At 42.4% G+C, this 16,530-nt stretch carries 14 protein-coding genes; 7 read left to right on the forward strand and 7 right to left on the reverse strand.

What is annotated here, in order from left to right; genetic code table 11:
* Nucleotides 1-94 precede the first annotated feature (94 nt).
* From H5114_RS16030 to H5114_RS16040, 3 genes are all read left to right on the forward strand, one after another.
* Nucleotides 95-1,450, forward strand: a complete 1,356-nt coding sequence (locus H5114_RS16030) for a DEAD/DEAH box helicase (protein WP_124016099.1) — start codon at nt 95-97, stop codon at nt 1,448-1,450.
* Nucleotides 1,451-1,581: 131 nt separating this feature from the next.
* On the forward strand, nt 1,582-2,019 hold the full coding sequence (locus H5114_RS16035; RefSeq protein WP_124016100.1) for a DUF3010 family protein: 438 nt from the start codon (nt 1,582-1,584) through the stop codon (nt 2,017-2,019).
* Nucleotides 2,020-2,138: 119 nt separating this feature from the next.
* Entirely contained in the window at nt 2,139-2,741 is a 603-nt protein-coding gene (locus H5114_RS16040) for a YgjP-like metallopeptidase domain-containing protein (protein ID WP_259395322.1), read from the forward strand.
* Nucleotides 2,742-2,755: 14 nt separating this feature from the next.
* On the opposite strand, the gene H5114_RS16045 is transcribed toward H5114_RS16040, so the two are convergent.
* From H5114_RS16045 to H5114_RS16065, 6 genes are all read right to left on the reverse strand, one after another.
* Entirely contained in the window at nt 2,756-5,524 is a 2,769-nt protein-coding gene (locus H5114_RS16045) for an EAL domain-containing protein (RefSeq protein WP_182723454.1), read from the reverse strand.
* Nucleotides 5,521-8,100 (reverse strand): chemotaxis protein CheB, encoded by a 2,580-nt coding sequence (locus tag H5114_RS16050; protein ID WP_220492596.1) that lies wholly within the window; start codon nt 8,098-8,100, stop codon nt 5,521-5,523. Before H5114_RS16050 ends, H5114_RS16045 begins: the two co-directional genes overlap by 4 nt.
* A 539-nt stretch (nt 8,101-8,639) precedes the next feature.
* Nucleotides 8,640-8,984 (reverse strand): MFS transporter, encoded by a 345-nt coding sequence (locus H5114_RS16055; protein WP_235781879.1) that lies wholly within the window; start codon nt 8,982-8,984, stop codon nt 8,640-8,642.
* A gap of 2 nt (nt 8,985-8,986) precedes the next feature.
* Nucleotides 8,987-9,175 (reverse strand): hypothetical protein, encoded by a 189-nt coding sequence (locus H5114_RS20555; protein ID WP_235781880.1) that lies wholly within the window; start codon nt 9,173-9,175, stop codon nt 8,987-8,989.
* A 53-nt stretch (nt 9,176-9,228) separates the two neighbouring features.
* Nucleotides 9,229-10,323 (reverse strand): NADH:flavin oxidoreductase/NADH oxidase, encoded by a 1,095-nt coding sequence (locus H5114_RS16060; RefSeq protein ID WP_182723455.1) that lies wholly within the window; start codon nt 10,321-10,323, stop codon nt 9,229-9,231.
* Nucleotides 10,324-10,743: 420 nt separating this feature from the next.
* Complete coding sequence (locus tag H5114_RS16065) at nt 10,744-11,631, reverse strand: LysR family transcriptional regulator (RefSeq protein ID WP_182723456.1); 888 nt, start codon at nt 11,629-11,631, stop codon at nt 10,744-10,746.
* 212 nt (nt 11,632-11,843) lie between these two features.
* Here H5114_RS16065 and H5114_RS16070 point away from each other — a divergent pair, with 212 nt between their 5' ends.
* From H5114_RS16070 to H5114_RS16085, 4 genes are all read left to right on the forward strand, one after another.
* Nucleotides 11,844-12,875 carry an ATP-binding protein gene (locus H5114_RS16070; RefSeq protein WP_182723457.1) on the forward strand — a complete coding sequence of 344 codons (1,032 nt, stop codon included), beginning with the start codon at nt 11,844-11,846 and terminating at the stop codon, nt 12,873-12,875.
* Complete coding sequence (locus tag H5114_RS16075) at nt 12,876-13,574, forward strand: response regulator transcription factor (RefSeq protein ID WP_182723458.1); 699 nt, start codon at nt 12,876-12,878, stop codon at nt 13,572-13,574.
* Nucleotides 13,575-13,644: 70 nt separating this feature from the next.
* The gene (locus H5114_RS16080) at nt 13,645-14,298 is read left to right on the forward strand and encodes a TrkA family potassium uptake protein (RefSeq protein WP_124016106.1); all 654 of its coding nucleotides are present in this window, start codon (nt 13,645-13,647) and stop codon (nt 14,296-14,298) included.
* 1 nt (nt 14,299) lies between these two features.
* Nucleotides 14,300-15,664, forward strand: a complete 1,365-nt coding sequence (locus H5114_RS16085; RefSeq protein WP_182723459.1) for a TrkH family potassium uptake protein — start codon at nt 14,300-14,302, stop codon at nt 15,662-15,664.
* Between the two features lie 238 nt (nt 15,665-15,902).
* On the opposite strand, the gene H5114_RS16090 is transcribed toward H5114_RS16085, so the two are convergent.
* Nucleotides 15,903-16,466: a sugar O-acetyltransferase gene (locus H5114_RS16090; protein ID WP_273059135.1), complete on the reverse strand. Its 564-nt coding sequence runs from the start codon at nt 16,464-16,466 to the stop codon at nt 15,903-15,905.
* Nucleotides 16,467-16,530 lie beyond the last annotated feature (64 nt).

The following is a 16,530-nucleotide window of genomic DNA, read 5'->3' on the forward strand; positions in this document are numbered from 1 at the left end:
TGCTAAAAAATAGCATAACTAAAGCGACTCTTGTTGGCTATAGCAAGGTGAAACAGCTATAATCGTCGGCTTACATTTTTTAGGGGATCTACCTTTGCAATTTACCGATTTTTCGTTGGACAAGCGCCTGCTTGACAGTTTAAAGCACCTTGGCATTTCTACGCCTACCGATGTTCAAGCGCAAGCACTTCCCATTGCCTTATCAGGTAAAGATTTAATGGCATCGTCTAAAACCGGCTCAGGTAAAACCTTAGCGTTTTTGTTGCCTGCTATGCAGCGAGTGATATCCACCAGAGCATTGTCGAAAAAAGATCCGCGGGTATTGATTTTGTTACCTACGCGAGAACTCGCCCAACAAGTTTATGGCCAATTACGTTTATTAGTTGCTAATACTCAATATAAAGCCATTAGCGTACTTGGTGGTGAGAACTTTAACGACCAAGCTAAAGCCTTGGCCAGAGATCCGCATTTTATCGTTGCCACACCAGGGCGTATTGCCGATCACTTACAACAACGCCACTTATATTTAAACGGCTTAGAATTGTTGGTGCTAGACGAAGCAGACCGCATGCTCGATTTAGGTTTTGCCCCGCAATTAAAAGCCATCAACGATGCCGCCGATCATAAACGTCGCCAAACCTTAATGTTTTCGGCCACTTTAGATCATGACAGCATAGGTGATATTGCAGCAACATTACTGAAAACCCCAAGCCATGTATCCATTGGTGAGTCTTACAGTGAACACAAAGATATTGAACAACGGATTATTTTGGTTGACCATTTAGACCATAAACAAGCCTTGTTGCAGCATATATTAAGCCAAGAACAGCATAAGCAAGTGATTGTATTTACCGCGACGCGTTCAGATACAGACCGTTTAGCGACCCTGTTAGCCGCACAAGGTTTTGCGACCTCAGCGCTCAGTGGTGATTTGAAGCAATCGGCTCGTAACCAAATTATGGATCAATTTGCTCGAGGCCAATCGCAAATACTGGTGACTACCGATGTGGCATCACGTGGCCTTGATTTAATCAACGTCTCCTTAGTGATTAACTTTGATATGCCAAAGTTTGCAGAAGAGTATGTCCATCGTATTGGCCGAACAGGTCGCGCAGGCGCTAAAGGCGATGCTGTGTCGTTTGTGGGCCCTAAAGATTGGGACAGCTTTAAAAAAATCCAACTATTTTTACGTAAAAACTTTGACTTCACTGTGGTTGAAGGTTTAAAAGCCAAATTTAATGGCCTAAAAGACAAGCCTCAAGCAGCTAAAGCCGGTACCAGTGCAAAAGCAGCCGTAACCAGCAATAGAGCTAGCGTGGCGAAAAAAGCCAAAGCAGCCCCTAAGAGTGATAAACGCTTTATTACCGGGGTTGATGTAGGTGATGCACCTGTGCGCCGTAAAGTTAAACCGATTGTCATTATTGAAGACGACGGAACAACAGAAGACTAAACGGCACATCAATCGCTGATAAACTGCGATGACAGAATAATCAATGTAGGGCAGAACACTGCCCTACAACAAATGAACAATAACGAACATGCTAACAGCATTATCGTATGAATAAACCAGTAAGGATTAACATGAAAATTTGTGGTGTGGAATTAAAAGGCGGCGAAGCCATTATCTGTTTACTGACCTATGAAGGCGAAACGTTTAACGTGCCAGCATGTCGTAAAGTTTCATTCAGTATTTCACAATCAGCTAGCACTGAATCCATTCGTGAATTTGATTTTGCGTTTAAAAAACTAATGAGCGATTATAAAGTTGATGAAATCGCCATTATTGAACGTGAGCAAAAAGGTAAATTTGCTGGTAGTGCTACCAGCTTCAAACTTGAAGCGACACTACAATTAATGGACCTTCCGGTTTCGCTTATTTCTCCTTTAACCATTAAAGAGCAACTAAAGCGCAACCCACCACAAGTTGACTTTGACTCATTGGACCTAAAACGCGTCCAGTTAAATGCTTTTGACGTTGCTTATGTTCAACATAATCGACTCATTTTCGGTAAAGTGTAAACACAGAACCGTTGTATTGTGGCGTTACCCATACCGAAAAAACGGTCGCGGTAGCGCCAGAACTAATCAGTTGATTTATGACAGACACTAAAACTAAAACGCTCAAAGCCCCGCCTAAAATGCCAGTCAAATCGGCGAGCCAGTCATTAAAACCAAAAGCAGACCTCAGCCTGCTAGTCACTAGCGCAGATATCAAAAAACAGCAGAGTGAACAGAGCCCTTTACGTTACCTAAACGGTTATCGGCCTGATGTGGTTGATAAAATCCGCCAATTGGTTGATACCAATGCATTGGGTGATCACTTTCTAACCCGCTACCCCAAAGTACACCAAGTACGTACAGACAAAGCCTTATATGATATGGCCATCGCATTAAAAAACACCTACATGCGTCAGTCAGACCCATTAGCCAAAGTCATTTTTGATGAAAAAATTAGCTTGAGCCATCACGCGCTAGGTTTGCATTCTTATGTTAATCGCCGTCAAGGCAATAAAGTCAAAGCCAAAAATGAGATTAGAATAGCCTCACACTTAAAGCATATTCCGTTTGAGCTTTTACAAATGGTCGTGGTGCACGAACTGGCCCACTTGCGCGAAAAAGAACACAACAAAGCTTTTTATCAGCTGTGTACTTTTATGCTCGCCGATTACCATCAATTAGAATTTGATATGCGAGTATGGTTAGTCGCTGAAGAAGTTGGCCAATCGCCCTACGGAAAATAATCGATGGATTTTAATCATTGCCAACTCGCATCAGGCTTCCAGTTATTCATCCACGCGGGGATATCACAGGCAGGCATAGGTCTGGCAATGCCATAACCTTGTGCTAATTCACAGCCTAGTTGTAATAATGCAGTGCCATGTTCAACGGTTTCAACACCTTCAGCAATCACGTCACGTTTAAATGATTTCGCTAGGGCGATTACGCCTTCAACAATGGCGAAATCGTCAATATTACTCAACATGTCTTTGACAAAGCTCTGATCTATCTTAATCAAACTGGCAGGCAAGCGCCTAAGGTAAGTTAGCGACGAATAGCCAGTGCCGAAATCATCTAAAGCAAAATGGACACCTAGGCTCATGCAGTCATTCATGATAATTGACACATGATTAACATCTTCTAATGCGCTGGTTTCCAACATCTCTAGCTCTAAATAGCGAGGTTCAACATTGGGGTGGGCAGCGAGAAGATCCGTTAACGTCTGTATGAAGCCAGGCTGCATTAATTGTACTGCCGCAATGTTAACGCTAGTGCTTACCGGGAGATCAAGTTCCATAGCTTGCCATTGGCCGATTTGTGTTAATGCGGTATCAATAACCCATTCACCTATTTCAATCATCATGGTGTGGTTTTCAATTACAGGTAAAAACTCGATTGGACTTAATAATCCGCGCTCTGGATGTTGCCAACGAATAAGCGCCTCAACGCCCACCACTGTACCTATCTTCATATTAACTTTAGGTTGGTAATAGAGGACAAACTGATGATGATCTAAAGCATAGCGAATAGCCTCTAGACTTTCTCGTTGTATTTTAACGGCATCATCTTGCGCGGTATCAAATAAATGATAACGATTCTTGCCGGATTCTTTAGCCATATACATAGCTTGGTCGGCATGCCTCATCAGTAAATCAGCATCTACATTATCTCGCGGATAAAGCGTAACACCAATACTAGCCGATATATTGAGTACCACACCACTAACGGTTACAGGCTCTGACGCGGCCAATAATAGCCGCTCCAATACTGGCTCACAATCTTCAACTTTGGCTAAATCGGCCAACACAGCGACAAATTCATCACCGCCAATGCGGCTTAAGCTGTCACCTTCACGAAGCGCCTCTTTCATCCGGATCGATAGTGCAATAAGCAGTTCATCACCGATATCATGCCCATAGGCATCGTTGACCGTTTTAAAACCATCTAAATCTAGAAATACCACCGCTAAGGACTGCCCGTGCCGACTGCACTGCAGCATGGCTTGGGATAATCTGTCTGCCAGCAATACCCGATTGGGCAAATTGGTCAGTACATCATAATGAGCAATACGTTCTAATTGTTCTTGATGCTGCTTCATCGGCGTAATGTCGCTCGCTAAAGAGACATAATGGGTCGTTATACCGTTTACATCACGAACTGCACTGATGGTCTGCATTACTGCATACACTTCATTATTTTTACGGTGATTCCAAATTTCGCCATACCAGTATCCTTCGTTGACGATGGCTTGCCACATATCAACATAGAACTCTGGTGATTGACGTTCTGACTTGAGAATACGAGGGGTTTTCCCTATGGCCTCTTCACGGCTGTAACCTGTGATGTCACTGAAGGTCTTATTGACTTCGATAATAAGACCTTCAGCATCCGTGATCATAATGCTTTCACGAGCATGAGTGAATACCTTGGCGGCAAGGGCTAATTGTTTTACGCGCTGCTCTTTCTCTGCGTTGGCCAGAACTAACTCGTCTGCCCGCTTATCTTTCTCTTGGTTTTGAAAAGCCAGCTCTGTGTTAGCAAGGGCTAATTCATTAGCACGTTGCTCTTTGTCTGCATTGGCCAGAACCAACTCGTCTGCCCGCTTATCTTTCTCTTGGTTTTGAAAAGCCAGTTCTATGTTAGCAAGGGCTAATTCATTAGCACGCAGCTCTTTGTCTGCATTGGCCAGAACCAACTCATCTGCCCGCTTATCTTTCTCTTGGTTTTGAAAAGCCAGCTCTATGTTAGCAAGGGCTAATTCGTTGGCGCGCTGTTCTTTGTCTGCGTTGGCCAGAACCAACTCGTCTGCCCGCTTATCTTTCTCTTGGTTTTGAAAGGCCAGCTCTATGTTAGCAAGGGCTAATTCGTTGGCGCGCTGTTCTTTGTCTGCGTTGGCCAGAACCAACTCGTCTGCCCGCTTATCTTTCTCTTGGTTTTGAAAGGCGAGCTCTTTGTTAGCTCGGTTTTGACTATCTTCAGCTTGTTTTCTATCACTGATGTCAATCATAGCAGCAAGACAGTCTGTGCCAGTGATACCGAGATTAGCCTCAATATCGAGCCAAAGCGTATTATTACTCACTTGGCCTAATACTTCGCAAGATTGAATACCACTACCGCTAAAAGCTTTTCCTAAGCAACGTTTAAAAATTTCCCGATATTGTGCTGTGACATAGTGCGAAAACGGTTTGCCGACTAAGTGATCGCGATCAATACCCAATAGGCTGGCACCTCGTAAATTGACTTGACTAATCATGCCATTGAGATCAAATACAAAGTAAGCAATCGGAGCAAATTCAAATAACTCGGTGTAACGATAATATAACCGTTCTGTTATCCGAGCTTGCTTTAACTCCTCATTTTGCATTTCCAATTCAATCTGATGAACCTGCAACTCATGGAGCATCTTTTTGGCTTCATAGTCACTAGAAGGAGATTGAGTATCACTAGTTTGTTTTTTCAGTTTAGCTTCCGCACGCTCACGTAGCACTTTGGTAGACTGCTTGGCTGACTTAGGAGTAGTCTTCATAAGCTAGGCCTGATCTTACGTAACTCTGATTCAAGCAGCTTGGCTTCACTGATATCGGTAAAGGTGATCACCACACCATCAATTACATCATCTTGGGTACGGTAAGGCATGATACGGACTTTGAACCAGCGTTGGTTTTTAGCGGTTATTTCTTTTTCGATGAAGATAAGCGTCTTCAATACTTCCTTTGAATCCTCTTGTAGCAGGACATAATCTAATTCCGTAACGATATCAGACAACGCACGGCCCACATCACTTTGGATAAGCTTAAATAAATGCGTCGCATAGTTAGTGAAGCGGCGAACATGCAGTTCATTATCCAGAAAAATGGTGGCAATTTGGGTACTATTAAGCAGATTTTTCATGTCGTTATTGACCCATGACAAATCATCCACTTTTGATTGCAGCTCATTATTGACGGTTTGCAATTCTTCATTCATTGACTGCATCTCTTCTTTGGATGTGGTCAATTCTTCATTGGTAGATTGCAATTCCTCATTGGCAGATTGTAGCTCTTCATTGGCAGCCCTTAGCTCTTCTTGAGAAGATTGCATTTGTTCGCGAAGTGATTGTATTTCGTCATAGGCCTGTTGCAGTTCGGCCTGAGTTTCTTTGGCTAGTGAATCGCTTTTTCTACGCGGATATGGGGGCGGTGTCGCCACCTCAGTAAAGACCACCATCATCAAGCCGAGCAAAGCTTTTGGTTTAGAAATAGCTTGTACGGTCAAATTGATCGTACATGTGTCTATGCTTAGATTTTTAATGATTACGGGATCGACTTGCATCTGGGCATTCTTCATAGCCAGGTCAAGTTGATATTGCAGTTCTTCACGCACCATCACATGAATATTCCAGTTGGCTTTTCCTGCCGCGGGTTCTAAATATTTTCCAGTGCGGCCATTAATATAAATAATGTCACCTGCCGCATTAACCAAAACCGCTGCTGGAGAAAAGTGCTGTAGGAGAAGTTGATCTGCCTGCATTTGTAGATTAGTAATCGTTGTAGTCATCTTACTGGTTCTCTCAGGTTCACTTTCTACCAAAGATATAATCGGAAATATCCTGGGTAAAAAGTCGACTTCCGTCTGCGGTGCAGGGCCATCAATGCGGGTGTATATGCGTGTATTTTCTTTGAGCTCTGAGAACAACGAAGTGTAATGACCAATGGTTTCAGCACTTCCCAAAATTAACATACCTTGAGAAGTTAATGAGTAGTGGAACAAGGGGATTAACTTTTTTTGTAATTCCGGTCCCAAATAAATCAGCAGATTACGACAGGTAACAATATCTAACTTAGTGAACGGTGGATCCATGATGATATTTTGTGGCGCAAAAATGACCATGTCTCGAATGCGCTTATTGATGCGATAACCACTTCCATCTTTAATGAAGTATCGATTCAATTGCTCTGGCGAGACATCAGCCTCAATACTTGCTGGGTAATAACCTTTTCGTGCAACATTGATGGCATCCTCACCAAGATCAGTTGCAAATACCTGTAGTGTGAAATGCCCTTTTGGCTTAACGTCATCCAATACATCCATAATCGTCATCGCAAGCGAGTAAGCCTCCTCGCCGGTAGAACAAGCCGTTACCCATGCTCGAAGTTGTTTACCTTGTGGATAATGGGCTAACAGTGCAGGAAGTGAGACGCGCTTAAGCTGCGCCCACACTTTTTGGTCTCGAAAAAAATGAGTAACGCCTATCAATATTTCTTTGAACAGCAGGTCTTGCTCTTGCGGATTATCACGCAAATAGTGCGCGTAAAGTTCAATGTTTTTAAGCTGATGCAAATCTATACGTCTTTCTATACGACGATAGATAGTATTTTTCTTGTACAGTGAAAAGTCATTACCACTGCGTCCACGTAAGATAATAATGATCCGCTCAAGCGCGCTTGTTGACATGAGCTCCGCACTCGACTCAAAATCGTTTGGCACACCGCGAGGGCTATGTTTGAGAAAAGCGATAATCTGTTCTGGTAAAGCTTCAGCAGGAGCAACGATGTCAGCCAGTCCAGTATTAATCGCGCTATAAGGCATTGAATCAAATTTGGCAAACTCAGGTGACTGCACCACAGACACCCCAGCATTTTCTTTAATGGCGCGTAAACCTAGGGTGCCATCAGACCCCATACCAGACAAAATAACCCCTACAGCCCGCTCATTCTGATCATTAGCCAAGGCCCGAAAAAAGAAATCAATCGGTAAACGCAATCCGCGACTGGCGGTTGGATCAAGTAGAAATAGCGATCCGTGAAGCATAGATAAATCTTTATTAGGTGGTATCACATATACACAGTTCGGCTTAACTTCCATCCCATTGCTGGCTTGGGTGACTTTCATTAAGGTCGTGCGTTGCAAAAGCTCAGGCATAATGCTTTTGCGAGTTGGGTCAAGGTGTTGAATAACAACAAATGCAATGCTGCTGGGAGTTAATACATGGGAAAAAAAATCTGCCAATGCTTCCAAGCCACCAGCTGAAGCACCAATACCCACAATGATAGGTGTATTCACCACAGCCAACCTACTGTAATCCTTAAGTGGCTTAGTCAATGTTTTACTTTGGTTTTTCATTGGGTGAGCTTTTTATTATGCATGCATTGATTGTAGACGAATTAATCAGACAAGTATGTCAACTCAATCACTGCGGGACAGTAATTTATCCATTAAACCTACCTTTGGCCTAAATATGAGTGACTTTATTAACGCAGACCTTTGTTTGTTGATAAAAAGCGTCTAAGTTTGTGCGTGAAACGGTGAGGCGGTTTATTTTTAAAAGTGCTTAGCTTGTACTTTTAGCGGTCAAATAAATTGAACACCGTTTGCGATTTTTTTCTTAAGGTTGTGAGTACCGAAAACGGATAAAAGCTACAGAGCTAAGTGATTGAGGGCATATCTCTGAGGCGGTCGAAAACAGCAACTATTCCGGAGTCTCCCATTAAATTCATCTCAACATCATAAATACTTATATATTTATTACCCCCTGCCGAAGGCAATTGATTGTATTTAATTGATGCTCTAAACAAGCTTTGAGACATAACACAGAGGTGGCAAAGATGTCTGAGTTTGAGGGCAAACTGTTGGTGTATCCCCCCCCTCTCGGTTATATGAACTTAGACATGCACCTGTTTTTGACTATTTGAAGTACTTAGCGCTGATATTCTCATAAATAGAATGAGTGCCAACAATGGCAAAGCACTGCCAATTGCCGCGACGTAAATCCAACCACCATGGGCATACACAACACTGGCCAATATAGAACCAAGGGCGCCACCAATAAAAATACTCGTCATATATAGTGCATTCAAATGACCACGACTGTGTGGATCAAGTGTGTAGACGGCTCGCTGACCTAGCACCATATTCATTTGCACGGCAAAGTCGAGTAATACGCCGGTTAGCGCCAGAAATATCACACCATACGGCAGGTTAAAAAAACCCGGAACAAAACTAATCACGGCTAGCACCATGGCAAACTTTGAGATTTTTCGGTGTGCCCCGCATCCGCCATTCGTCCCGCAATAGGCGCAGCAACAGCACCTATTGCACCAACTAATGCAAACAAAGCAATTTGCGTTTGGCTTAACCCGTAGACATATGACAACAGTAATGGCGCAGCGGTCCAAAACAAGCTGAATGATGCAAACATTAACCCTTGATACAAAGCACGCTGGCGTAATAAGGGATAGCGCTTAAATGGCACTACTTAATGGGCGAAGGCATACCATGAGGTGACGAGCGAAGATACTGCGGTGGTGCAGTCACTTGTGCCCCTAATTCAGCGGCCGCATGCCAAACCCAATGTGGGTTGTAAAGGATCCCTCGAGCTAATGCCACGGCATCGGCCTTGCCAGTGGCGATGATCTCATCGGCCGCCTTTGGCTTGTCTATTAGGCCCACCGCAATAACCGGGATATCAACAGCGTGTTTTATGGCATCAGCAAATGGCACCTGAAACTCTGGTGCAACGGGGATCTGTTGTTGAGGACTTAATCCTGCTGTGCTGACATGAATAAACTGACAACCCTTAACGCTAAGGGCTTTGGCTAATATAATACTTTGCTCAAGATCCCAGCCACCATCGACCCAATCGGTAGCTGAAATACGCACTCCAAGCGTGATCTTATCGGATACTGCAGCGCGGATGGCATCAATGATCTCGAGCAATAAACGCATACGGTTCTCAATGCTTCCACCGTATTGGTCATCACGCTGATTCGACAATGGAGATAAAAATTGATGGATTAAATATCCATGGGCAGCATGCACTTCGATGGCATCAATGCCTAATCGCTCTGCACGTTTAGCCGCGGCGGCAAAATCTGCCACAATATGACCAATATCGATAATGCTGGCGGCTTCTGGTCGCGGTCCATCAAGGGTAAACGGTATTGGTGAGGGGGCAACGGGTCGCCATCCGTTCGGTTGATCAGCAGCGATAATATTGCCACCATCCCATGGTTTTTGAGTTGATGCCTTACGGCCAGCATGTGACAACTGAATGGCAATGGGCATAGTGGAATAACGGCGAGCAACAGCCAATGATTTAGCGATTGCCTGCTCTGTTCTATCGTCCCATAATCCCAAATCGGCATAGGTAATACGCCCAGTCGGATTGACCGCCGTGGCTTCAAGAATGAACAATCCTGCACCAGATAATGCAAATCGTCCCCAATGCAAAGTATGCCAATCCGTTGCGGCGCCTTCATCTGCTGAATACTGACACATTGGCGCAATAATGACCCGGTTTTCCAAAGTTAACTGACCCATTTTCAGGGATTCAAACAAATGACTCATAAAAAGGTTTCCTTGTTGGTATAAGGTGACACAGGTGACTCATGGATCGGCGTCAGTAGTAAATATATATTCGTGGTAACAATAGATCTAAACGACTTAGGTTTAGTCTTATTTTTCCTCACTACACCATTAGCCTATTTATCAACAATCAGCTAAATACTGTTAACCCGTTGATAAAATTGTTTCAAGTGGCTTAGGTAGATACGTAAAATTGTGCCATAGCTTAGCTGGTAATAATCACGCTAACGAAGAGATTATTACCCAGAGACGAGAGCTCAAGCGTAGTGATGATTTTAATCAGACATGATAAAGGAATAACTATCACAGCAGAATATCGACTGGACGCAAAACACTATTGCTTATTTTGCAACACTCACCCGTAACGTATATCAGTTTATGAACCTGTGAGTTAATCACTGATTATGTAACTATCTCTCTAATAAAATCGATAAACGCATTAACCCTTCTCGAACCACGATGATTAGGTAAATATAAGGCCGAAATTGCTGCACTGGAACTGTTGGGATTAACTTGATATGACGTCAGTAAACTGATCATTTGACCACTATTAATGTCTTGTTGAATTAACCAATCTGGTAATAAAGCAATACCATGGCCTGATAACACCACTTCTCTGATCACTTCGACATTATTGGTCTTTAGCTTACCTTTAATAGGGATCCGTTGCTCTTCGTCTTCAGACAAAAACGTCCAGACCAGCTGACTACTAAAGCGCAAACATTGGTGATGTAACAAATCTGCTGGTTGCTGTGGCAGGCCATATTGTTTTATATACTCTGGACTGGCAACCACTAGCCGTCGAAACTGACCTAGGGGTCGACTGATTAACTCTTCGGTCGGTGCAGCAGAGCCCAACCTGATGGAGAGATCGATGCGCTGGGTAAATAAATCAGTAATGTCATCACTGAGCTGCAAATCCAAATCTAATTTGGGGTATTGATGCAAAAAACGGCCAATGTGTGGTGCAATAACAAAACCGCCAAATGTTGTTGGCACTGTCACGCGCAGTGGACCTGATACCTCATCTTGGCTGTCTTTTATTTGTTCATCGGCATCTAACACGCTGTCGAGAATTTTCCTCGCACTCATGTAATAAGCCATGCCCGCATCAGACACAGTAATTTGACGAGTTGAACGGTTTAACAGCACGGTACCGAGCTCAGATTCAAGCGAATCGACCATGCGGGTTACCGATGACGTAGCCACCGAAAGATTGCGTGCCGCCGATGAAAATCCCTTCGCATCAACTGTCTCAACAAACATTTTCAACGCCAGTAATTTATCCATCTAAGATCGTACTACCTCATTGTGGTTTCTAACTTATTCAACGCGACTTAGGTTATCACCACGATAAAAATAGCCGTTAAACGCTATTTTGCAGTGTAGCCTACTGCTCTATTGTATTCAGTACAATTGATAATTTTACGGTTTTTTTACGCGATATACTGCTTGTCATTTGATATTGTTACTTCACTGAATTTTAAGTGATAAACAGCATTATGTGGGCAAATTTAATTTCAACTCGCTATATTTTTAGTTTTGTAGTGCTATTTTTGGTATTAACAAGTACCTGGATTATCGATTATGTGTGGGGTTCACCAGCTGTAATATTATTGCTATTACAATTGGCCATCGTGGTTATCGCGTTGCAATGTAGCATCAAGCTTGCCTATTTTTCTGCCATCATTGAAGCATTAAGCTTCAATTTTTTGTTCACCACGCCGCGTTATTCACTACAAATGTTCAACATTAACGACATCATGAATTTACTGGTGTTTATTTTTGTGGCATTTGCTACCAGCAAACTGGCGCAACATTACCGTCGTCAACAGCATGAATTAAAGCAGGCACAACTTAGAAATAGTATCTTGTTGTCTGTGTCTCACGATCTGAGAACGCCACTGGCGACCATTATTGGCACATTAACGACACTCAAAGAATACATGGCTAAACTTAGCGAGTTTGAAAAGCAGGAGTTGCTCGATAGTGCAACAGCTGAAAGTCATCGATTACATCAATACATTGAAAACTTACTGCAAGCAACCAGGATGCAGCATGGAACATTAACGTTTAAAAAACTGCCTGTGTCTATTGTTAGTGTGATTGATCGTGTTGTTGAACGTTTTAGCGATGGCTCGAACCGAATTGCCTTGAACACGGAAAAGGTTTCGCAGTTATACATTAGTAGCTCATTGATTGAGCAGGCGATATTTAATGTTGTTGATAATGCCCTCCGATATTCCCCGAAAAATAAATCTGTCAGTATCAGCCTTTATTGCGCCCAAGATTATGTTCATATTGATGTCCAAGATCATGGCCAAGGCATTGATCCCAAATACGCAGACAATATATTTGAGCTTTTTTATTCAAGCCACGATCACCAACCTAGTGACTCTGGCAGTGGATCGGGTATTGGACTTGCCGTTTCAAAAGGGATAATTGCCGCGCATCAAGGCCATATTTCATTCATTCCTGTTGAGCAAGGCTGTTTAATCCGCATTGCGCTCCCCATAAGTAAACCTGAGGCATAAATGACTTATAAAATACTGGTCGTTGATGATGAACCGCAAATTCATACCTTTATTCGTATTTCGTTAACGGCTGAAGGTTATTGCTATGTTGGTGCGCAGTCTATTGAAGAAGCTAAAACTATATTCAATCAACAGCGTCCTGAAGTGATTATTTTAGACTTAGGTTTACCTGATGGAGATGGCATAGATTTCCTTAACTATGTTCGCCACAGCAGCAAAACACCTGTGCTTATTTTGACAGCAAGAGATCAGGAAGACGAAAAAATCCGCCTATTAGAGGCAGGAGCAAACGATTATCTGATCAAACCCTTTGGTGTAAGAGAGTTAATCGCACGTATTAAGGTATTAGTGAGAGATTTAGTCGTCAATGAGCCTGTCACAGATGTAATCAAACATGGGGCATTAAGCTTACAAAAAAGTACTCATCAGTTCTGGATTAATGGTAATGAATTAGCGCTAACAAAAAAAGAGTTCGCCTTTATTGAGCTTTTACTGGCTCAGCCGGGAAATCTGGTTAAGCAAGAAGTCCTGCTCAAACGGATTTGGGGACCGAGTCATCAGGAGGACACTCATTATCTGAGAATTATGGTTAGCCAATTACGTAAAAAACTCAATAACACTGCTGAGCAACCATTTATCAAAACCGAAGCCGGATTAGGTTATCGATTAAATATAGCGGCGGATCCTGATGATCAGTGATCGCTCGGTATATCAAGTTATCGATCAGGCTATTTCGTTTTCTTTTTATCAACAAAAATACAGGTCATAAATGGCACATTTTACAGTAATTGGCTTAGGCCGTTTTGGAGTGTCAGCTTCTTTAGAGCTGATCCATTTAGGGCACACGGTAACAGGCGTGGATCTTGACCCTAAAATTGTCGAGAAATACGCAGAAGATCTAACCGAGTCGGTTATATGCGACTCTTCTGATGAAAGCGTTTTGAGGGAGCTTAATCTGTGCACGAGTGAGGCGGTGTTGGTGGCAATTGGAGAGGACATGCAATCAAGTTTGCTCTGTACTCTGGCCCTTAAAAATATTGGTGTTAAAAATATATGGGTAAAAGCCAGTACCAAAGCCCATCATACTATTGTGTCTAAACTCGGGGTACAAAGGATCATTCATCCCGAAGATGAAATGGGCATTCGAGTGGCTCAGTCACTCAATTATCCTATGGTGAATAATTATCTTGCCATTGGTCATGGCATTTATGTTGTGGAGATCCATATAAAACAGATCCTCAACGGTCAGACATTATCGCAAGTATTAGGCGACGTAAAAAACACCATTAAGCCAATAATGGTTAAACGGGAGGAAACTATTTTCTCTCAGCTCGAGCCTTTATTTGTATTACAGGCTAACGACATTTTGCTGCTGTGTGGCACGCGTGCTCAATTAAAATACGTTGCGCCAAGGCTGGTATAACATGATTTTATGGCATCCCTCTATCACGCCTATTGAGCGAAAACCCAAAGCGGGTAAGAAATTATTTGCAGCACCGCCGCTTATCTTATGTGGCAGCTTTGTCGTATTAATCTTACTCGGGTCAGTGTTATTAAAATTACCGATAGCCACTTATGTCCCAATAAACTGGCTTCAAAGTATCTTCACTGCCACCTCAGCGGTAACGGTAACAGGATTAGTCGTTGTTGATACTGGTACGGCTTTCACGCCTTTTGGTCAGATTGTTATTGCCATATTAATTCAATGTGGTGGTTTGGGTTTGATGACTTTTGCCATTGTGACCTTAATCGCATTAGGGGGTAAGATTGGCTTTTTACAAAGTACTGTCGCTCGAGAAGCATTTAATCAAACCGACTCGTCAACCTTAGTTTCAACAGCGAAATCAGTGATCATTTTTGCGCTCATTGTTGAGTGCATTGGTATGCTAATTTTGACCCTGTATTGGCGTAATGAATTAGGTTGGGAAAAAAGCCTATTTCATGGCTTTTTTTATACTATAAGTGCATTTAACAATGCTGGTTTTGCACTCAGTGCGGACAGCTTGATGCCTTACGTTGATGATGTAGTGGTGAATATAACGATTACGTCGCTGTTTGTTATTGGCGGACTAGGATTTTCTGTTTGGATTGATCTTAATCGAAATCGAAAATGGGCGCGTTTAACTGTCTATAGCAGAATGATGATCTTGGGAACCATCTTCATTAATGCAATCGCTGTTATCCTGATTTACCTTATTGAATATGATAACCCAAATACATTAGCGCCACTGAGCGAGTCTGGAAAATGGTTAGCGTCTTGGTTTCAAGCATTAACCCCCAGAACTGCGGGCTTTAATACACTGGCGATTGATCAACTTGAAGATGCAACTACAGCAGTCATGTTGATGTTAATGTTTATCGGTGGCGGCTCGATGAGTACCGCAAGTGGCATAAAAGTGGTGACATTTATGATTTTAATATTAGCCACTTACTCCTATTTTAGACGTGATGAAGCGGTTTACGTGTTTAAACGTGAAATTCCAAAAGAAACCGTCAGCAAAGCGTTTGCGTTAACCATCATGTCTATCGGAGTCAGTTGTTTAGCCATATTTTCTCTGTTACTCAGTGAGAAAGCCCCTATGTTGGATATCATTTTTGAGGCAATCTCGGCCCTAGGTACAGTTGGCTTATCAAGAGGTTTAACTGCCAATCTGTCTAGCGCTGGCGAACTTATCATTATCTTCCTGATGTTTATGGGACGCTTAGGACCATTAACATTGGCCTATTTCCTCGCGAGCCCTCGGACTACCAAGCTGCGTTATCCATCAACCAAACTGGCTATTGGATAACTTATATCAACAAAGATTAGACAACCGAATATCATTTTTTGATTATAAAGTTTGATCACTTTCAAACTCACTTTTGGACATTTCCGAGTTGGAACATTAATGTTAATTCGTGAGTTTCAGGTTAAATTTTCTATGTGTAACGAATAGTTAAAAGGAAAAAAATTATTGACTAAAATTAGCGACGAAGGAGCAAAAGCCAACGGTTTTTTGTCCTTTTAAACGACTTATTATGAGTAAGTTACACCGTAGTTGTAATCTGTTTAATTACTTTCGCAGGATTACCACCGATGACAACATTGCTACCAAAGCTCTTTGTAACTACTGCCCCTGAAGCAACAACTACGTTATCACCTAAAGTCACTCCAGGATTAATTGTTGCGTGCCCCCCAATCCAGCAGTTATCTCCGATAGTAATTGGTTTGGCAAGTTCTAGTCCGCTATTTCTCTCAATTGGGTCTAAGGGGTGGGTTGCAGTATAAATGCCTACTTGTGGTGCAATCATACAATTGTCGCCAATTCGAACCTCTGCTACATCTAAAATAACACACCCAAAGTTAACGTAAAAATTTTCTCCAACGTGAATGTTAGAACCGTAATCACAGTTAAATATTGACTCAATATGTATATTTTTACCCGTACTACCGAACAGAGACTTTAATAATTTAGTTCTTACCTGTAAATCTGCTACAGAGGTTTGATTTAACTTCTCTGTCGTTAGGCGAGCACTTAATCTCATCTCAACAAGTTCTTTATTGCTAGGATCATACAATTCCCCTGCTAGCATTTTTGATTTTTCTGACACTTGATGAAGCTCCTTAATACAAGATTTACTCATAACAACCCAAGCAGCGGAAAGCGAGAACGCT

The sequence above is a fragment of the Shewanella sp. SR43-8 genome, from assembly GCF_014163775.1.
In the GTDB taxonomy this organism is placed as follows: Bacteria; Pseudomonadota; Gammaproteobacteria; order Enterobacterales; family Shewanellaceae; genus Shewanella; species Shewanella vesiculosa.

Coding starts and splice junctions, on each gene's coding strand:
- H5114_RS16035 (WP_124016100.1), top strand. CDS start 1,582: ATGAAAATTTGTGGTGTGGAATTAAAAGGCGGCGAAGCCATTATCTGT.
- H5114_RS16040 (WP_259395322.1), top strand. CDS start 2,139: ATGCCAGTCAAATCGGCGAGCCAGTCATTAAAACCAAAAGCAGACCTC.
- H5114_RS16045 (WP_182723454.1), bottom strand. CDS start 5,524: ATGAAGACTACTCCTAAGTCAGCCAAGCAGTCTACCAAAGTGCTACGT.
- H5114_RS16050 (WP_220492596.1), bottom strand. CDS start 8,100: ATGAAAAACCAAAGTAAAACATTGACTAAGCCACTTAAGGATTACAGT.
- H5114_RS20555 (WP_235781880.1), bottom strand. CDS start 9,175: ATGTTTGCATCATTCAGCTTGTTTTGGACCGCTGCGCCATTACTGTTG.
- H5114_RS16060 (WP_182723455.1), bottom strand. CDS start 10,323: ATGAGTCATTTGTTTGAATCCCTGAAAATGGGTCAGTTAACTTTGGAA.
- H5114_RS16065 (WP_182723456.1), bottom strand. CDS start 11,631: ATGGATAAATTACTGGCGTTGAAAATGTTTGTTGAGACAGTTGATGCG.
- H5114_RS16070 (WP_182723457.1), top strand. CDS start 11,844: ATGTGGGCAAATTTAATTTCAACTCGCTATATTTTTAGTTTTGTAGTG.
- H5114_RS16075 (WP_182723458.1), top strand. CDS start 12,876: ATGACTTATAAAATACTGGTCGTTGATGATGAACCGCAAATTCATACC.
- H5114_RS16080 (WP_124016106.1), top strand. CDS start 13,645: ATGGCACATTTTACAGTAATTGGCTTAGGCCGTTTTGGAGTGTCAGCT.
- H5114_RS16085 (WP_182723459.1), top strand. CDS start 14,300: ATGATTTTATGGCATCCCTCTATCACGCCTATTGAGCGAAAACCCAAA.